The sequence below is a fragment of the Streptomyces sp. V3I8 genome (genome assembly GCF_030817535.1).
Classification (GTDB): domain Bacteria; phylum Actinomycetota; class Actinomycetes; order Streptomycetales; family Streptomycetaceae; genus Streptomyces.
In genome coordinates this window covers 1,657,513-1,675,800 of the sequence record NZ_JAUSZL010000002.1, presented here as the reverse complement: position 1 = coordinate 1,675,800, position 18,288 = coordinate 1,657,513, and the positions used below count along the sequence as shown (strand labels likewise).

The 18,288-nt window shown below is 72.3% G+C and carries 14 protein-coding genes; all 14 read left to right on the top strand.

The window, feature by feature from the left end:
- Nucleotides 1–189: 189 nt before the first annotated feature.
- Nucleotides 190–1,707 carry a sugar ABC transporter ATP-binding protein gene (locus QFZ75_RS07360; protein WP_307534844.1) on the top strand — a complete coding sequence of 506 codons (1,518 nt, stop codon included), beginning with the start codon at nucleotides 190–192 and terminating at the stop codon, nucleotides 1,705–1,707.
- Complete coding sequence (locus QFZ75_RS07355) at nucleotides 1,704–2,723, top strand: ABC transporter permease (protein WP_307534842.1); 1,020 nt, start codon at nucleotides 1,704–1,706, stop codon at nucleotides 2,721–2,723. The genes QFZ75_RS07360 and QFZ75_RS07355 overlap by 4 nt, the downstream gene beginning before the upstream one ends.
- An 87-nt stretch (nucleotides 2,724–2,810) precedes the next feature.
- The gene (locus QFZ75_RS07350; RefSeq protein ID WP_307534841.1) at nucleotides 2,811–3,848 is read left to right on the top strand and encodes a substrate-binding domain-containing protein; all 1,038 of its coding nucleotides are present in this window, start codon (nucleotides 2,811–2,813) and stop codon (nucleotides 3,846–3,848) included.
- Between the two features lie 76 nt (nucleotides 3,849–3,924).
- The gene (locus tag QFZ75_RS07345) at nucleotides 3,925–5,157 is read left to right on the top strand and encodes a Gfo/Idh/MocA family protein (protein ID WP_307534839.1); all 1,233 of its coding nucleotides are present in this window, start codon (nucleotides 3,925–3,927) and stop codon (nucleotides 5,155–5,157) included.
- Between the two features lie 15 nt (nucleotides 5,158–5,172).
- Nucleotides 5,173–6,177 (top strand): sugar phosphate isomerase/epimerase, encoded by a 1,005-nt coding sequence (locus tag QFZ75_RS07340; RefSeq protein WP_307534837.1) that lies wholly within the window; start codon nucleotides 5,173–5,175, stop codon nucleotides 6,175–6,177.
- A 91-nt stretch (nucleotides 6,178–6,268) separates the two neighbouring features.
- Nucleotides 6,269–8,815 (top strand): PQQ-dependent sugar dehydrogenase, encoded by a 2,547-nt coding sequence (locus tag QFZ75_RS07335; protein WP_373465821.1) that lies wholly within the window; start codon nucleotides 6,269–6,271, stop codon nucleotides 8,813–8,815.
- 36 nt (nucleotides 8,816–8,851) lie between these two features.
- Nucleotides 8,852–10,225 (top strand): ThuA domain-containing protein, encoded by a 1,374-nt coding sequence (locus QFZ75_RS07330; protein ID WP_307534836.1) that lies wholly within the window; start codon nucleotides 8,852–8,854, stop codon nucleotides 10,223–10,225.
- 177 nt (nucleotides 10,226–10,402) lie between these two features.
- Nucleotides 10,403–11,569, top strand: a complete 1,167-nt coding sequence (locus tag QFZ75_RS07325) for an inositol-3-phosphate synthase (protein ID WP_307534833.1) — start codon at nucleotides 10,403–10,405, stop codon at nucleotides 11,567–11,569.
- The gene (locus QFZ75_RS07320; protein ID WP_307534832.1) at nucleotides 11,566–12,849 is read left to right on the top strand and encodes an SCO3242 family prenyltransferase; all 1,284 of its coding nucleotides are present in this window, start codon (nucleotides 11,566–11,568) and stop codon (nucleotides 12,847–12,849) included. Before QFZ75_RS07325 ends, QFZ75_RS07320 begins: the two co-directional genes overlap by 4 nt.
- Nucleotides 12,846–13,934: a sugar phosphate isomerase/epimerase gene (locus QFZ75_RS07315; protein ID WP_307534829.1), complete on the top strand. Its 1,089-nt coding sequence runs from the start codon at nucleotides 12,846–12,848 to the stop codon at nucleotides 13,932–13,934. Before QFZ75_RS07320 ends, QFZ75_RS07315 begins: the two co-directional genes overlap by 4 nt.
- Before the next feature lie 50 nt (nucleotides 13,935–13,984).
- Entirely contained in the window at nucleotides 13,985–14,701 is a 717-nt protein-coding gene (locus QFZ75_RS07310) for an EboA domain-containing protein (protein WP_307544272.1), read from the top strand.
- Nucleotides 14,701–15,576, top strand: coding sequence for a TatD family hydrolase (locus QFZ75_RS07305; protein WP_307534828.1), 876 nt, complete (start codon nucleotides 14,701–14,703; stop codon nucleotides 15,574–15,576). The genes QFZ75_RS07310 and QFZ75_RS07305 overlap by 1 nt, the downstream gene beginning before the upstream one ends.
- 3 nt (nucleotides 15,577–15,579) lie before the next feature.
- On the top strand, nucleotides 15,580–16,749 hold the full coding sequence (eboE, locus tag QFZ75_RS07300; RefSeq protein ID WP_307534826.1) for a metabolite traffic protein EboE: 1,170 nt from the start codon (nucleotides 15,580–15,582) through the stop codon (nucleotides 16,747–16,749).
- Entirely contained in the window at nucleotides 16,746–18,206 is a 1,461-nt protein-coding gene (locus QFZ75_RS07295; protein ID WP_373465820.1) for an alkaline phosphatase family protein, read from the top strand. The genes eboE and QFZ75_RS07295 overlap by 4 nt, the downstream gene beginning before the upstream one ends.
- Nucleotides 18,207–18,288 lie beyond the last annotated feature (82 nt).

Here is an 18,288-nt window from a genome sequence, read left to right as displayed (position 1 = left end):
CAGCCGCACCCACGCCACTCCTCCGACCCGCCCCGGCAAGCACCCCGTCCTGAGCCGCCCCACCGCACCTGCCCGCACGGCCGCTGCGGCACCTCACACCCGCACACCGGGCTTCCGCCCCCGCCTCTACTCCGCCCTGCCCTGAAACCGGCCCGCACGCCGACCGGCCACACGCCGAGGGGAACCGTCATGGCACCAGAACCACCCCTTCTCACGATGTCCGGCATCACCAAGTCGTTCCCCGGTGTCCGGGCCCTCGACGGCGTCGACCTCGACGTCCTGCCCGGTGAGGTGCACTGCCTCCTCGGCCAGAACGGCGCCGGAAAGTCCACGCTCATCAAGGTCCTGGCCGGCGCCCACCAGCCGGACGACGGCAGCATCGGCTGGCGCGGCGAGCGGGTCACGCTCCGCTCGCCGATCGCCGCCATGCGCCTGGGCATCGCCACCATCTACCAGGAACTCGACCTGGTGGAAGGCCTGTCGGTGGCCGAGAACGTCTACCTCGGCCATGAACCGACGTCCGCCGGATTCGTCGTACGCGGGAAGGAAGCACGCGCCTCGACCACCGCGCTCCTCAAGCGACTCGGCCACCCCGAGATCGATCCCGCCCGGCTGGTCGGCGAACTGTCCGCCGCCCACCAGCAGATCGTCTCCATGGCCCGGGCGCTCTCCCACGACGTCCGCCTCATCGTGATGGACGAACCGTCCGCGGCCCTCGACCCGGACGAGGTCGACAACCTCTTCCGCATCGTCGGGGACCTCACCGCCGAGGGCGTCGCCGTCGTCTACATCTCGCACCGCCTGGAGGAGATCCGCCGCATCGGCGACCGGGTCACGGTGCTGAAGGACGGCCGCGCGGTGGCGAACGGCCTGCCGGCGAAGTCGACGCCCACCCGTGAGGTCGTCGCGCTGATGACGGGCCGCAACGTCGAGTACGTCTTCCCGCCGCGACCGGGGCACCAGGACCTGCCCGAGCCGGTGCTGGAGGTCCAAGGCCTGTCGCGGCACGGCGAGTTCGAGGCACTCGACCTCACCCTGCGCCCCGGCGAGATCGTCGGCCTCGCGGGACTCGTCGGCTCCGGCCGCTCCGAGATCCTGGAGACCATCTACGGCGCCCGCAGACCGACTGCCGGACAGGTCCGCGTCGACGGCAGGCAGCTGAAGCCGGGCAGCGTCCGGGCCGCCGTCGCCGCCGGCCTCGGGCTCGCCCCCGAGGAGCGCAAGGCACAGGCCCTGCTGATGCTGGAGTCCGTCACCCGCAACGTCTCCGTGTCCTCCATGTCCCGCTTCAGTTACGGCGGTTGGCTGGACCGGAACGCCGAACGGGACGCGGCGCGCAAGGCGACCCGCGAGCTGTCGCTGCGCCCCGACAACCCGTCCGCCCTCATCCGCACGCTCTCCGGCGGCAACCAGCAGAAGGCGGTCCTGGCCCGCTGGCTGCTGCGCGGCTGCCGGGTGCTGCTGCTCGACGAACCGACCCGCGGCGTCGACGTCGGCGCCCGCGCCGAGCTGTACGCCGTCATCCGCCGCCTCGCCGACGACGGCCTGGCCGTGCTCATGGTCTCCAGCGAAGTACCCGAGGTCCTCGGCCTCGCCGACCGCGTCCTGGTGCTCCGGGAAGGCCGGGTCGTCCACACGGCGCCCGCCCAGGAGCTCGACGAACACCGCGTACTCGACCTCGTCATGGAAGGAAGCCCGGCGTCATGACGCAGCCCGTGTCCCCGCCCAGGGACGACACCCCGAAGCTGTCACCGCAGGTGGAACCCAGTCCGTGGCAGGTGGTCGTGGCCCGCGCCGACGTCCGCACCCTGTCACTGCTCGGGGTGCTCGCCGCCCTGATCCTCATCGGAGGCATCACCAGGCCCGACGAGTTCCTCGACACCCGCAACCTCCAACTCGTCCTCACCCAGGCCTCGGTGATCGGCGTCGTCACCGTCGGGATGACCTTCGTCATCACCTCCGGCGGCATCGACCTGTCCGTCGGCGCGATCGTGGCGCTCGCCTCCGTGTGGGCGACCACCGTCGCCACCCAGGAGTACGGCTTCGTGGGTGTCCTGTTCACCGCGGTGCTCGTCGGCGTCGGCTGCGGCCTGGTGAACGGGCTGCTGATCGCCTACGGCGCCATGGTGCCGTTCATCGCGACCCTCGCCATGCTCGCCTCGGCCCGCGGCCTCGCCCTGCAGATCACCGACGGCAACACCCAGGTCGTCACCATCGACGGCATCCTCGACCTCGGCGAGCGGGACTCCTACATCCTCGGTGTCCCGCCGCTGGTCCTGATGTTCGCGGTCGTGACGATCATCGGCTGGCTCGTGCTGAACCGCACCACCTTCGGCCGGCGCACGGTGGCCGTCGGCGGCAACGCGGAGGCGACCCGGCTCGCCGGCATCGACGTACGCCGCCAGCGCCTCTACCTCTACCTGCTCTCCGGACTGTGCTGCGGCATCGCGGCCTTCATGCTGATCATCCTGTCCGGCTCGGGCCAGAACACCAACGGCAACCTGTACGAACTCGACGCCATCGCCGCCGCGATCATCGGCGGCACCCTGCTCACCGGCGGGCGCGGCACCATCACCGGTTCGGTGCTCGGGGTCCTGATCTTCACCACGATCACGAACATCTTCGCCCTGAACAACCTGCAGAGCGACGTCCAGCAGATCGCCAAGGGCGCGATCATCGTCGCCGCGGTGCTCGTCCAGCGCCGCACCGCGAACACCACGTAGAGCCGCACGCGCAGGACCCGCGCAGTACGCGAAGCAGTACCCCCCGCACGACCCGGGGGACACGCCTTGAGGAAAGGGACCACCCACATGCCAGAGCTCACGAGCCGCAGAGGACTGCTCTTCGGCACCGCCGCCGTCTCGGCCGGCGTCCTGCTCACCGGTTGCACCAGCAACGAGTCCGACGACGAGCCGGCCTCCAACGACCAGCCCGCCGCCGACGACAAGAAGGGCAAGCAGGTCACCATCGGCTTCGCCGGCCCGCAGGCCGACCACGGCTGGCTCAACGCGATCAACGACAACGCGAAGAACCGCGCCAAGAAGTACGAGGACGTGACGCTGGAGATCACCGAGGGCTCCAACGACACCGCGGCCCAGATCGGCCAGATAGAGACGCTGATCAACAAGAAGGTCGACGTCCTGGTGATCCTGCCGGCCGACGGCAAGGCCCTCACCCAGGTCGGCCTCAAGGCCATGCGGGCCGGCATCCCGGTGGTCAACCTCGACCGCGTCTTCAACTCCCCGCAGGCGTACCGCTGCTGGATCGGCGGCGACAACTTCGGCATGGGTCTCAACGCCGGGCACTACATCGGCGAGCAGCTCAAGGACAAGAAGAACGCCAAGGTCATCGAACTGGCCGGACTCGACAACCTGGAACTCACCAAGCAGCGCACGGCCGGCTTCGACGCGGCGCTCAAGAACTACCCGAACATCAAGAAGGTGGCCCGCCAGGCCGCCGACTTCACCGTCGAGTCGGGACAGGCCAAGATGTCCCAGCTGCTGCAGGCCCAGTCGAAGTTCGACGCGCTGTGGAACCACGACGACGACCAGGGGGTCGGCGCCCTGCGCGCCATCGAGCAGGCCGGACGGGACGACTTCCTGATGGTCGGCGGGGCGGGCGCGCTGTCCGCCATGCAGGCCATCGAGGCGGGCAACAGCGTCCTCAAGGCCACCGTCCTCTACCCGCCCACCATGGCCGCCTCCGCGATCGACCTCGCCCGCGCGCTCGGTCAGGGCAAGGGGGTCGGCGGCCTCGCGGAGTTCGAGATCCCCTCGTCGCTGACGCTCTACTCGGCGGTCGTGGACAAGGAGAACGTCAAGACGTACCTGCCCACCGGCTTCAAGTAGGCCGTGCGCCTGTTCTTTCAGGGGCGCCCGGCAGGAGCGCCCCCCACCGCGCCACGACGAAGAGGAGGACCTCCCGATGGGACAGCCGCAGCAGCCCGACGAGGCACAGGCCGGGGCACAGGCCGAAGCGGTGGCCGCACGGCCCCCGCTGGGCGTGGGCATGGTCGGATACGCGTTCATGGGCGCCGCCCACTCCCAGGGGTGGCGTACCGCGGGCCGCGTCTTCGACCTGCCGCTCCGGCCCGTCCTCGCCGCCGTCTGCGGCCGTGACGCGGGAGCCGTACGGGTGGCGGCCGACCGGCTCGGCTGGGCGGCCGCCGAGACCGACTGGCGGGCCCTGATCGCCCGCGACGACGTCGACCTCGTCGACGTCTGCACCCCCGGCGACAGCCACGCCGAGATCGCCATCGCCGCGCTCGCCGCGGGCAAGCACGTGCTGTGCGAGAAGCCCCTCGCCAACACGGTCGAGGAGGCCGAGGCGATGGCCGAGGCCGCCGAGGCCGCCGCCGCCCGCGGCCAGGTGGCGATGGTGGGCTTCAACTACCGCCGGCTGCCCGCCACTTCGCTGGCCCGGCGGATGGTCGCCGAGGGCCGTGTCGGCGCCCTGCGCCACGTACGGGTGACATACCTCCAGGACTGGCTGGTCGACCGCGACTTCCCGCTGACCTGGCGGCTGCGCAAGGAGACGGCCGGCTCGGGGGCGCTCGGCGACCTGGGCGCCCACATCGTCGACCTCGCGCAGTACCTGGCGGGGGAGCCGGTGACCGGGGTGTCCGCCCTCACCGAGACCTTCGTACGGGAGCGGCCGCTGCTCTCCGGTGCCTCCAGCGGCCTCTCGGCGTCCGGCGGCGGCGAGCTCGGGGCCGTCACGGTCGACGACGCGGCCCTGTTCACCGGACGGTTCGCCTCGGGAGCCCTCGCCTCCTTCGAGGCCACCCGGTTCGCGACCGGCCGCAAGAACTCCCTGCGTATCGAACTCAACGGCGAGAAGGGCTCGCTGGCCTTCGACCTGGAACGCCTCAACGAACTCCACTACCACGACGGCACCGAACCCGGCACGCACGCCGGCTTCCGCCGCATCCTCGTCACCGAACCCGACCACCCCTACCTGGACGCCTGGTGGCCGCCGGGCCACGGCCTGGGCTACGAGCACACCTTCGTGCACCAGGCCCGCGACCTGGTCCACGCCGTCGCGGAGGGCGGGCGGCCGCTGCCCTCCTTCGCCGACGGACTGCAGGTGCAGCGCGTCCTCGCCGCGGTCGAGGAGAGCGCCGAGAAGAACTCCGTCTTCACCCCCATAGCCAGCTGAGGAAGGCCAGTCCCCATGCCGCGCACCTTCACGCTGTTCACCGGCCAGTGGGCCGACCTGCCCCTCGAAGAGGTCTGCCGCCTCGCCCGCGACTTCGGATACGAAGGACTCGAACTCGCCTGCTGGGGAGACCACTTCGAGGTCGACAAGGCCCTCGCGGACCCCGCGTACCTGGACTCCCGGCGGGAGCTGCTCGACAAGTACGGCCTCAAGTGCTGGGCCATCTCCAACCACCTGGTCGGCCAGGCCGTCTGCGACGCCATCATCGACGAGCGCCACCGGGCGATCCTGCCCGCGCGCATCTGGGGCGACGGCGAGGCGGAGGGCGTACGGCAGCGGGCGGCGGCCGAGATCGCCGACACCGCGCGCGCCGCGGCGGCCTTCGGCGTCGACACCGTCATCGGCTTCACCGGCTCCGCGATCTGGCACCTGGTGGCGATGTTCCCGCCAGCCCCCGAGTCGATGATCGAGCGCGGCTACGAGGACTTCGCCACGCGCTGGAACCCCATCCTCGACGTGTTCGACGCCGAGGGCGTGCGGTTCGCCCACGAGGTCCACCCCAGCGAGATCGCGTACGACTACTGGACGACGCGGCGCGCGCTGGACGCGGTCGGCAACCGGCCCGCCTTCGGGCTGAACTTCGACCCCTCGCACTTCGTGTGGCAGGACCTCGACCCGGTCGGCTTCCTGTGGGACTTCCGCGACCGGATCTACCACGTCGACTGCAAGGAGGCGCGCAAGCGGCTCGACGGCCGCAACGGCCGCCTCGGCTCGCACCTCCCGTGGGGCGACCCGCGCCGCGGCTGGGACTTCGTGTCCGCGGGCCACGGCGACGTCCCCTGGGAGGACGTCTTCCGGATGCTGCGCTCCATCGACTACCGGGGACCGATCTCGGTCGAGTGGGAGGACGCGGGCATGGACCGCCTCCAGGGCGCACCCGAGGCACTCGCCCGTCTGAAGGCCTTCGACTTCGAACCGCCGACCGCCTCCTTCGACGCGGCCTTCGGCGGCAACGACTAGCCATCCCCCGCACAGAGTTCCTTCCGGGGTGACGGCGCACCCCGGCGTATCGCACCCGCATGAACCACCAGCCCCATCACTGGAGGCACCCGTGCACGCGAACGACCCCACCAGCACCGACAGAACCGAGAGCACCGGAGCCGAGAGCACCGCGACGGGGAGCCACCGAGGCCGCCCGAAGGCACGGCTGCGCAAGACGCTCGCCCTGCTCACCGGCGCACTCCTCGCCGGCGCCTCACTCACCCTCGCCACACCCCCGGCGGGTGCGGCCACCGCGGACCCGGGCGCGGCCCCCGCCGCACCGGCCGCCGCGGAGGACTTCCAGCAGGTCACCCTCGCCAAGGGCGAGCCGGAGACCGGCGAGCCCATGTCGCTGGCCGTCCTCCCGGACCGCTCGGTGCTGCACACCTCGCGCGACGGCGAGCTGCGGATCACCGACAGCGCGGGCAACACCCGCCTCGCCGGCAAGCTCGACGTCTACTCGCACGACGAGGAAGGCCTGCAGGGCGTCGGCATCGACCCCGGCTTCGCCGACAACCGCTTCATCTACCTCTACTACGCCCCGCCGCTGGACACCCCGGCGGGCGACGCCCCCGAGACGGGCACCGCGGCCGACTTCGCGCCCTTCGACGGCGTCAACCGCCTCTCCCGCTTCGTCCTGAACGAGGACGGCACCCTCGACAACGCCAGCGAGAAGAAGGTCCTCGACGTCCCGGCGACCCGCGGCATCTGCTGCCACGTCGGCGGCGACATCGACTTCGACGCGGACGGCAACCTCTACCTGTCGACCGGTGACGACTCCAACCCGTTCCAGTCGGACGGCTACGCGCCCATCGACGAGCGCGCCGGCCGCAACCCCGTCTTCGACGCCCAGCGCACCTCCGGCAACACCAACGACCTGCGCGGCAAGATCCTGCGCGTCAAGGTGAACGCCGACGCCTCGTACTCGATCCCGGAGGGCAACCTCTTCGCGCCGGGCACGGACCGGACGCGCCCCGAGATCTACGCGATGGGCTTCCGCAACCCGTTCCGCTTCAGCGTCGACAAGAAGACCGGCATCCTCTACGTCGGCGACTACGGCCCGGACGCCGGCGCCGCCGACCCCGCGCGCGGCCCCGCCGGACAGGTCGAGTTCGCCCGCGTCACCAAGCCCGGCAACTTCGGCTGGCCGTACTGCACGGGCGACAACGACGCCTACGTGGACTACGACTTCGCGACGAAGACCTCGGGTGCCTCCTTCGACTGCTCCGCGCCGAAGAACACCTCGCCGAACAACACCGGTCTCACCGACCTGCCCCCGGCCCAGGCCGCCTGGATCCCGTACGACGGCGCGTCCGTGCCCGAGTTCGGCACCGGCTCCGAGTCCCCGATGGGCGGTCCGGTCTACCACTACGACGCCGCGCTCGACTCGCCGGTCAAGTTCCCCGAGGCGTACGACGGGGACTTCTTCGCCGGTGAGTTCGGCCGCCAGTGGATCAAGCGGATCTCGGCGGACGGCGACGGTACCGTGCGGTCCATCGCCGACGTGCCGTGGACCGGCACCCAGATCATGGACATGGCCTTCGGGCCGGACGGCGCGCTCTACGTCCTCGACTACGGCCTGGCCTGGTTCGGCGGCGACGAGAACTCCGCCCTCTACCGCATCGAGAACGCGACCGACGGCCACTCGCCCGTGGCGCAGGCCGCCGCCGACAAGACGTCCGGACAGGCGCCGCTGAAGGTCAAGTTCTCCTCGGCCGGCTCCACGGACGCCGACGGCGACTCCCTCACGTACAGCTGGGACTTCGGTGACGGCGGTACGTCGACGTCGGCCAACCCGACGCACCGGTACAGGACGAACGGCACCTACACCGCGACCCTGACGGCGAAGGACCCCGACGGCCGCACCGGCAGCTCCAGCGTGCAGATCGTCGTCGGCAACACCGCCCCCAAGGTGACGCTCCAACTCCCCGAGGACGGGCAGCTGTTCGCCTTCGGTGAGGCGGTGCCCTTCAAGGTGAGGGTGACCGACCCGGAGGACCGCACCATCGACTGCGCCAAGGTGAAGGTCACCTTCGTCCTCGGCCACGACAGCCACGGCCACCCGGTCACCTCGGCGAACGGCTGCTCCGGCACCATCCAGACCAGCGCCGACGGCGGCCACGACGAGGACGCCAACATCTTCGGAGTCTTCGACGCGGAGTACACCGACGGCGGTGGCGGCGGCCAGCAGGCCCTCACCACCCACGACCAGTCCGTCGTCCAGCCCAAGCACCGCCAGGCCGAGCACTTCGGCAAGTCCGCGGGCGTGACCATCACGGAGCGGGCCGGCGCGCACGGCGCGAAGACCGTCGGTGACATCAACAACAAGGACTGGATCTCCTTCGAGCCGTACGTCCTGAGCAACGCCACGAAGCTCACGGCACGCGTCTCCTCCGCCGGCACGGGCGGCAGGCTCGAAGTCCGCGCGGGCTCGCCCACCGGACGCCTCCTGGGCAGCGCGACCGTCCCGGTCACCGGCGGCTGGGAGACCTTCCAGGACGTCACCGCCTCCCTGTCCAAGGCGCCGCGCGGCACGACCACGCTCTACCTCGTCTTCAAGGGACGCGGCACCGGGGCCCTGTACGACGTGGACGACTTCACCTTCACGACCCGCTGACCCGCCGATCCGCTGATCCGCCGAGGGAGGTCTTTCATGCGAGCAACTGGCCGTACCGTGACCGCGGTGGCCGGCGCCGCCCTGCTCATCGGGTGTGTGTCGGGGCCGGCGGCGTCGAACGGGCCGAAGCCGAAGGGGCATCCGGCCGGCGACCGGGTCCTGGTGTTCTCCGAGACCGCCGGATTCCGGCACGACTCCATCCCGGAGGGCATCGCCGCGGTGAAGGCACTCGGGGCCGGACACGGCTTCGCGGTCGACGCCACCGAGGACTCGCGCGCCTTCTCCGCGCGAAACCTCGCCCGGTACGACGCCGTGGTGTTCCTCTCCACGACCGGGGACGTCCTCACCAACGGGCAGCAGAAGGCGTTCGAGCGGTACATCGGGCACGGCGGCGGTTACGTGGGCATCCACGCGGCCGCCGACACCGAGTACGACTGGGAGTTCTACGGCGGCCTGGCCGGCGCCTACTTCCAGTCGCACCCGGCGATCCAGCCCGCCCGCGTCGAGGTCGAGGACCGGGCCCACCCGGCCACCTCGCACCTCGGGGAGTCCTGGAACCGCACGGACGAGTGGTACAACTACCGCTCCAACCCGCGGGACCGGGCCCATGTGCTGGCCTCGCTCGACGAGTCGTCGTACACCGGCGGCACGATGAGCGGCGACCACCCGATCGCCTGGTGCCAGGAGTACAAGGGCGGCCGTTCCTTCTACACGGGCAGCGGCCACACCAAGGAGTCGTACGCCGATCCCGCCTTCCGGCAGCACCTGCTGGGCGGCATCCGCTGGGCCGTCGGTGACACACAGGCCGACTGCCGTCCGGAGAAGGGCTACACGCCGCTCTTCGACGGGAGTGCCGAGTCACTGGCGGACTGGAAGCAGGCGGGACCGGGTTCGTTCTCGCTCTCGGACGACGGGACACTCACGTCGTCCGGCGGCCTGGGCATGCTCTGGTACGGCGCCTCCGAGTTCAACTCGTACTCGCTGAAGCTCGACTGGAGGATGGCGAGTGCCTCCGGTGACGACAACTCCGGTGTCTTCGTGGGCTTCCCGGCCTCCGACGACCCCTGGTCGGCCGTCGACAACGGGTACGAGATCCAGATCGACGCGACCGACGCCCCCGACCGCACCACTGGGGCCGTGTACAGCTTCCGGTCCGCCGACATCGAGAAGCGCGACCGTGCGCTGAACCCGCCGGGGGAGTGGAACACGTACGAGATCCGCGTGGAGGGCGAACGCCTCCGCGTCCGGCTCAACGGCGTGAAGGTCAACGACTACACCAACACCGATCCGGCACGCAGCCTGCGGGACGGTCACGTCGGCATCCAGAACCACGGTGCCGAGGACCGGGTCTCCTTCCGTGACGTCCGGATCAGGCAACTGCCGGCGCGAGCCGCCGCGCAGGGCGATTGAGCGACGGCGGGCGGGGGACGCCGGACCCCCGCCCGCCGTCTTGTCCCCTCCACCCCTCCGGCACCGTCCCTGCCGTATCTTTCCCGGATTTTCCACCGTTCCCGGACCGCGTACGACCGCGCCTCCGGTTCGCGTACGAGTTCGCGCGTCAGTTCGCGTATGAGAGGGAGGCCGCCCATGTCCGCCGAACCGTCCGTTTCCCCTTCTCGGGTCGGAGTGTGGCTGATCGGAGCGAGGGGCTCCGTCGCCACGACCGCCGTCGCGGGCTGCGCGGCCGTCACGGCCGGGCTCCATCCGCCGACCGGCATGGTGACCGAGACCGGCGTCTTCCGGGACGCCGGCCTGCCCCCGCTGTCCTCGCTCGTCTTCGGCGGACACGACGTGGTCGACTGCCCGCTGCCGAAACGGGCCGAGTCCCTCGCCGCCGGTGGCGTCCTGCCGCACGACCTGCCGTCCGCCGTGAGCGCCGAACTGGCCGCCGCCGACCGGGAGATCAGGATCGGCGGCCCGCTGCGCGGCGACACCCGCAGCGAGGACGAACTGGTCGAGGACCTGGCCCGCGACCTCCGAGACTTCGTCCGCCGGGGCGCCCTGGACCGGGCCGTCGTGGTGAACGTGGCCTCCACGGAACCCGTCCCCGAGGGCACCGCCCTCCCTGCCAGCTCCCTGTACGCGGCCGCCGCACTGCGGGCGGGCTGCCCGTACGTCAACTTCACCCCCTCCGCGGGTCTGCACCACCCCCGGCTCGCGACGGAAGCCGCCGCATCCGGGCTGCCGTACGCCGGCCGCGACGGCAAGACCGGCCAGACCCTGCTGCGGTCGGTCCTGGGCCCGATGTTCGCGCAGCGCGCCCTGGCGGTCCGCGCCTGGTCCGGTACGAACCTGCTGGGCGGCGGTGACGGCGCAGCCCTCGCCGACCCGGCCGCCGCCGCCGCCAAGAACGCCGGCAAGGAACGCGCCCTCGCCGACACCCTCGGCACGGTCCCCGAGGGCGAGACCCACATCGACGACGTCCCGGCCCTCGGCGACTGGAAGACCGCCTGGGACCACATCGCCTTCGACGGCTTCCTCGGCACCCGGATGGTCCTGCAGACGACCTGGCAGGGCTGCGACTCCTCGCTGGCCGCCCCCCTGATCCTGGACCTGGCCCGCCTGGTGGCCCGCGCCCATGAGGCCGGCCTGTCCGGCCCGCTGTCCGGACTCGGCTTCTACTTCAAGGACCCGGTGGGGGACGGGCCGGCCGCCCTGGGCGAGCAGTACGCCGCCCTGGTCGACCTGGCGGGGCGGCTGCGGGCACCGGCCCGCCTCCGGGACGCGGAAGATTTCGCCGGGGAGCGCCGATGAGCACGCCGAACGGTTGGGGCGGCCTGAACGGCTTGGCCGCGCTGAGCGGGTTGATACGGGCAGAGCGGCGCGGGTCGCCCCGGCGGCGCCGGGGGCCTGCGGCGCGGGTGGCGCGGACCTCCGGGGCGGAAGCATCACCGGAGGGCACGGCGCGGCCGTCACGACCGCAGCCGCCGCGACCGGGACCGGGACCGGCGTCACGCGCGGCGGGCTCCCGACTCCGTGCCTGGGCCGAACTCCTACGTGTCCCAGCCCTGTTCACGGTCCCCGGTGACGCGCTCGCGGGCGCTGCCGCCGCCGGGGTCCGCCCGAACTCCCGCACCCTGCTCGCCATCGGCTCCTCCCTCTGCCTGTACGAGGCCGGTATGGCCCTCAACGACTGGGCCGACCGCGCGGAGGACGCTGTGGACCGCCCGCACCGCCCCCTTCCCTCCGGCCGCATCGGACCGGCCGCCGCACTGGTGGCCGCCGGAGGCCTGACGGCGGCGGGCCTGGCCCTGGCCTCCCGGGCGGGCCGCGGGCCACTCGCGGTGGCCGGCGCCCTGGCCGCCACGGTCTGGTCGTACGACCTGGTCCTCAAGCGCACGCCCGCCGGCCCCGTGGCGATGGCGGCGGCCCGGGGCCTGGACCTCCTCCTCGGCTCGGCGGCCTCCGGCGGTGACACCCGCAAGGCCGTGCCGTCGGCCCTGACCCTGGCCGCCCACACCCTGGCCGTCACCACGGTCTCCCGCCAGGAGACCCAGGGCGGCTCACCCTTGGCCCCACTGGCCGCCCTGGCCACGACAACGGCCCTGACCTGGTCGTTGACACGGGACACCGGGCCACGCGACACCGGGCCACGCGACACCCGGACACGCGGCACCCGGTCACGTGACACCGGGCCACGCGGCACCCGGACGAGGGACCTGCAACCGGGCCTCGCTCCCGAGCCGGTCGTCTCAAGACCCTCCGCCCTCCGAGCGGCCTCATCCTTCAGACCTCCCGACTCCAGGGCGGCCCCCTTCGGGGAGCCTGCGCGCAGAAGAATCACCCTGGACATCGCCACCCTGAGCGGAGCGCTCACCGCCCTCTACGCCGTGACCTCCGCCCGCCCCCTCCTCCACGCCGCCCTCAACCCGTCGCCCCCGCTCACCCAGCGGGCCGTCGGCGGCGGCATCCGAGCCATGATCCCGCTCCAGGCGGCCCTCGCCGCGCGGTCCGGAGCCCCCGTCACCGCCTTGCTGACAGCGGCCCTCGCACCGGCCGCCCGCCGGTTCGGCCGGAAGGTGAGCGTGACATGAACCCCCAGCCGAGCCCGCACGCCGCCCGACCTGCCCCCCACCCCCTCCGCTTCTCCTACGGCACCAACGGTCTGACCGATCTGCGCCTGGACGACGCCCTCTCCCTCCTCGCCGACCTCGGCTACGACGGCGTGGGGCTGACCCTCGACCACATGCACCTCGACCCGTTCGCCCCCGATCTCGCGGCCCGCACGAGCCGGATCGCCCGCAGACTGGACGAACTCGGCCTGGGCGTCACCCTAGAGACCGGCGCCCGCTACATACTCGACCCGAGGCGCAAGCACGGCCCGTCCCTCCTCGACCCGGACCCGGACCGACGGGCCCGGCGCGTCGACCTCCTCGTCCGCGCCGTCCGGATCGCGGAGGAACTCGGCGCCCACGCGGTGCACTGCTTCAGCGGCATCCTCCCGAAGGAGACGGCCGAGGTGGTCGGCGCGCCCGGCGCGGAGGACCCGGGCGGTGACCCGGGCGGTGACCCGGGCGCGGGCGAGGGCCCGGGCGGGGATCCGGGCGCGGGCGAGGGCCCGGGCGGGGATCCGGACGGGACGGTGGCTCGGGACGCCGCCTGGAAACGTCTGGCCGAAGCCCTCACCCCCGTCCTCGACGCGGCCACCGCCGCCGGCATCCCCCTCGCCGTCGAACCCGAGCCCGGTCACCTCCTCGCCACCCTCGACGACTTCCACCGCCTGCGCACCACCCTCGGCAGCCCGGACGCCCTCGGGCTCACCCTCGACATCGGCCACTGCCAGTGCCTCGAACCGCGCTCACCCGCCGACTGCGTACGCGAGGCCGCGCCCTGGCTGCGGCACGTCCAGATCGAGGACATGCGCCGCGGTGTCCATGAACACCTGCCCTTCGGCGACGGGGAGATCGACTTCCCGCCCGTACTCGAAGCCCTCGCCACCACCGGCTACCGGGGTCTGGTCTCCGTCGAACTGCCTCGCCACTCCCACGCCGGTCCGCACTTCGCCCAGGAGTCCCTCCCGTTCCTCCGGCACGCCGCCTCCGCCACCGTCCCCCAGGACACCCCCCGACCGGCCGTCCCCGGTGAGGACCCCGCCGCCTCCGAAGGGAGAACCCCGTGAACGACCTCCACGACGCCCCCGGCACCGCCCGCACAGCTCCCGCCTCCGCGATGGAGACCCCGCCCGTCCTCACCACCCTTCACACCCGTCTGAACTCCGCTCTCGGCGGTGCCGCCCGGGCCTGGCTGGACCAGGCCCTCGACGAGGCGGCCGCCCACCCCGGCACCCACGGCCCCCTCCCCGTGTGGGAGCTGCGGATCGCCGAGGCGGGTCGCCGCTGCGGACCCGAGCACGCGGAGGCGGCCCGCGTCCTGCTCCTGCACGCGGCCCGGGCCGACGCCCCGACCCTCGCCCGCGTCTACCGCCACGGCACGGCCGACGAACGCCGCGCCGTCCTGGGGGCACTGCCCCACCTCGTGGACGGCCCGGAGGCCCTGCCGGTCGTCGAGGACGCCCTGCGCACCAACGACACCCGGCTGGTGGCCGCCGCCGTCGGGCCCTACGCCGCCCGGCACCTGGACGCCCACAACTGGCGGCACGCCGTCCTGAAGTGTCTGTTCACCGGCGTCCCCGTGGACTCCGTGGCCGACCTGCCGCGCCGTGCCCGCGCCGACACCGAACTGGCCCGCATGCTCGGCGGCTACGCCGACGAGCGCCGGGCCGCCGACCGCCCCGTCCCCCGTGACCTGTACCGCGTCCTGGCCCTCACCGGCCACCCGGCCACCCCCACCGGAGCCGACGCGCCGGACGATCCGACCGCCCCTGGCAGCACGGGCGGAACAAGCGGAACGGACGGCACGCACGGCCCCGACGGCAAGGAGTCCTGATGCGCATCTTCGACCCCCACATCCACATGACGTCACGGACCACCGACGACTACGAGGCCATGCACGCGGCCGGCGTCCGCGCCGTCGTCGAACCCGCCTTCTGGCTGGGACAGCCCCGCACCTCTCCCGCCTCCTTCTTCGACTACTTCGACGCCCTCCTCGGCTGGGAACCCTTCCGCGCGGCCCAGTACGGCATCGCCCACCACTGCACCATCGCCCTCAACCCCAAAGAGGCCAACGACCCGCGCTGCGTCCCCGTCCTCGACGAACTGCCCCGGTATCTCGTCAAGGACCACGTGGTGGCCGTCGGCGAGATCGGCTACGACTCGATGACACCCGCCGAGGACACCGCCCTGGCCGCACAGCTCCAGCTCGCCGCCGAGCACGGGCTGCCCGCGCTGGTCCACACACCCCACCGCGACAAGCTGGCGGGCCTGCGCCGCACCCTGGACGTGGTCCGCGAGTCCGCGCTGCCCCTGGACCACGTCCTGATCGACCACCTCAACGAGACCACGGTCAAGGAGGCCAAGGACGGCGGCTGCTGGCTCGGCTTCTCGGTCTATCCGGACACCAAGATGGACGAGGAACGGATGGTCGCGGTCCTGCAGGAGTACGGGCCGGAGAAGGTACTGGTCAACTCCGCGGCCGACTGGGGCAAGAGCGACCCGCTCAAGACCCGCAAGGTCGCCGACGCCCTCCTGAAGGCCGGTTTCACCGAGGACGACGTCGACCGGGTGCTGTGGCGCAACCCCGTCGCCTTCTACGGCCTCAGCGGCCGCCTCGACCTCGACGTCGCCGGCACGGACGCCACCCACGAGGGCAACTCCGTCCTCCGCGGCGTCCCGAAGACCGCGACCGCGACCACGGAGGCGTGACCGATGCGCTTCCGGCACCCTGACGGCTCCACCGTCCACCTCGCCTACTGCACCAACGTGCACCCCGCCGAGACCCTGGACGGCGTCCGCGCCCAGCTCCGCGACCACTGCGAACCGGTACGCAGACGGCTCGGCCGCGACCGGCTCGGCATCGGCCTGTGGCTCGCCAAGGACGCCGCCCGCGCCCTCGTCACCGACCCGTCCGCCCTCCGCGGCCTGCGCACGGAACTCGACCGCCGGGGCCTCGAGGTCGTCACCCTCAACGGCTTCCCGTACGAGGGCTTCGGCGCCGAGGAGGTCAAGTACCGCGTCTACAAGCCGGACTGGGCCGACCCCGAGCGGCTCGACCACACCACCGCCCTCGCCCGCCTCCTCGCCGGACTGCTCCCCGACGACATCACCGAGGGCACCATCTCCACGCTCCCGCTCGCCTGGCGCACCGGGTACGACGACGTCCGCGCCGCCCGGGCCCACGCGGCCCTGCGCACCCTCGCCGAACGCCTCGACGCACTGGAGGAGCTGACCGGACGCTCCATCCGCGTCGGCCTGGAACCGGAACCCGGCTGCACCGTCGAGACCACGGCCGACGCCATCGCCCCGCTCACCGCCATCGCCCGTGACCGCATCGGCATCTGCGTCGACACCTGCCACCTCGCCACCTCCTTCGAAGACCCGCACACCGCCCTGGACCGGCTGGCCGCCGCCGGGATTCCCGTCGTCAAGTCCCAGCTGTCGGCCGCCCTGCACGCCGAACACCCCCACCTCCCCGAAGTCCGCGAGGCCCTCGCCGCCTTCGACGAACCCCGCTTCCTGCACCAGACCCGCACCCTCACCGCCGCCGGACTCCGCGGCACCGACGACCTCGGCGAGGCCATCGAGGAGGACACCCTGCCCGACGCCTCTCCGTGGCGCGCCCACTTCCACGTGCCGCTGCACGCGGCCCCCGCGCCACCCCTCACCTCCACGCTGCCCGTGCTCAAGGACACGCTGGCCCGGCTGGTCGGCGGCCCGCACCCGCTCACCCGCCATCTCGAGGTCGAGACCTACACCTGGCAGGCCCTGCCCCCGGAGCTGCGCCCTCGCGCACGGGCCCAACTCGCCGACGGCATCGCCGCCGAACTCACCCTCGCCCGGGACCTGTTGACGGACCTCGGCCTGAAGGAGCTGCCGTGAGCACCCCCGAGACCCCGGCCGAGACCTCCGCCGAGGCGCCGGCCCCGGCCCCCGCCGAGCCCGCCACCGCCGACGGCCCCGCGTCCCCCACCCCTCTCCTCGTCCTGGACGTGGTCGGCCTCACCCCCCGTCTCCTCGACCACATGCCGCACCTCAAGACGCTCGCCCGGTCCGGCTCACAGGCCCACCTCGGGACCGTCCTGCCCGCCGTCACCTGCGCCGCCCAGTCCACCTTCCTGACCGGCACCCACCCTTCCGAACACGGCATCGTCGGCAACGGCTGGTACTTCCGCGACCTCGGTGACGTCCTCCTGTGGCGCCAGCACAACGGCCTGGTGTCCGGGGACAAGCTCTGGGACGCCGCCCGACGCGCCCACCCCGGCTACACGGTCGCCAACATCTGCTGGTGGTACGCCATGGGCGCCGACACCGACTACACCGTCACCCCCCGTCCCGTCTACTACGCCGACGGCCGCAAGGAACCCGACTGCTACACCCGGCCCCCGGCCCTGCACGACGAACTCACCGAGAAACTCGGCACATTCCCGCTCTTCCACTTCTGGGGACCCGGCGCCGACCTCGTCTCCAGCCAGTGGATCATCGACGCCACCCGTCACGTCATCGCCACCCGCCGCCCGGACCTGGCCCTGTGCTACCTCCCTCATCTCGACTACGACCTGCAGCGCTTCGGCCCCGACGACCCGCGCTCCCTGAAAGCGGCCGCCGACCTGGACAGGGCCATGGCCCCCCTGCTCGACGACGCCCGCGCGGAAGGCCGTACCGTCGTCGCCCTGTCCGAGTACGGCATCACCCGCGCGGACCGCCCCGTCGACATCAACCGCGCACTGCGCCGCGCCGGACTCCTCGAGGTGCACACACAGGACGGCATGGAGTACCTCGACCCGATGGCCTCACGTGCCTTCGCCGTCGCCGACCACCAGATCGCCCATGTCTACGTACGCCGCCCCGAGGACCTGGAGGCCACGAGGGCGGCGCTCGCCGATCTGCCCGGCATCGAGCAACTCCTCGACGACGAGGGCAAGAAGGCCCACCATCTCGACCACCCGCGCTCCGGCGAACTCGTCGCCGTCGCGGAACCCGACGCCTGGTTCACGTACTACTACTGGCTCGACGACGCCCGCGCGCCCGACTTCGCGCAGCTCGTGGAGATCCACCGCAAACCCGGCTACGACCCGGTCGAACTCTTCATGGACCCGCTCGACCCGTACGTCAAGGTCAAGGCCGCGGGCGCACTGGCCCGCAAGAAGCTCGGCATGCGCTACCGCATGGCGGTCGTGCCCCTCGATCCCTCACCTATCCGAGGCAGCCACGGCCGCCTCCCCCTGAGCGACGACGAAGGTCCGCTCATCATCTGCTCCACCCCCCGCGCCGTCGGTGACCGGGTCGCGGCCACTGATGTGAAATCCCTGTTGCTCGACCTGGCCGGCCTCGGGTGACAGCACCCGGGACCGGCCGGACGGGCGATCACGAAAAGTGAACCACACGGCACCGACAGTGTGCCCGGCCTGTGGACAACCC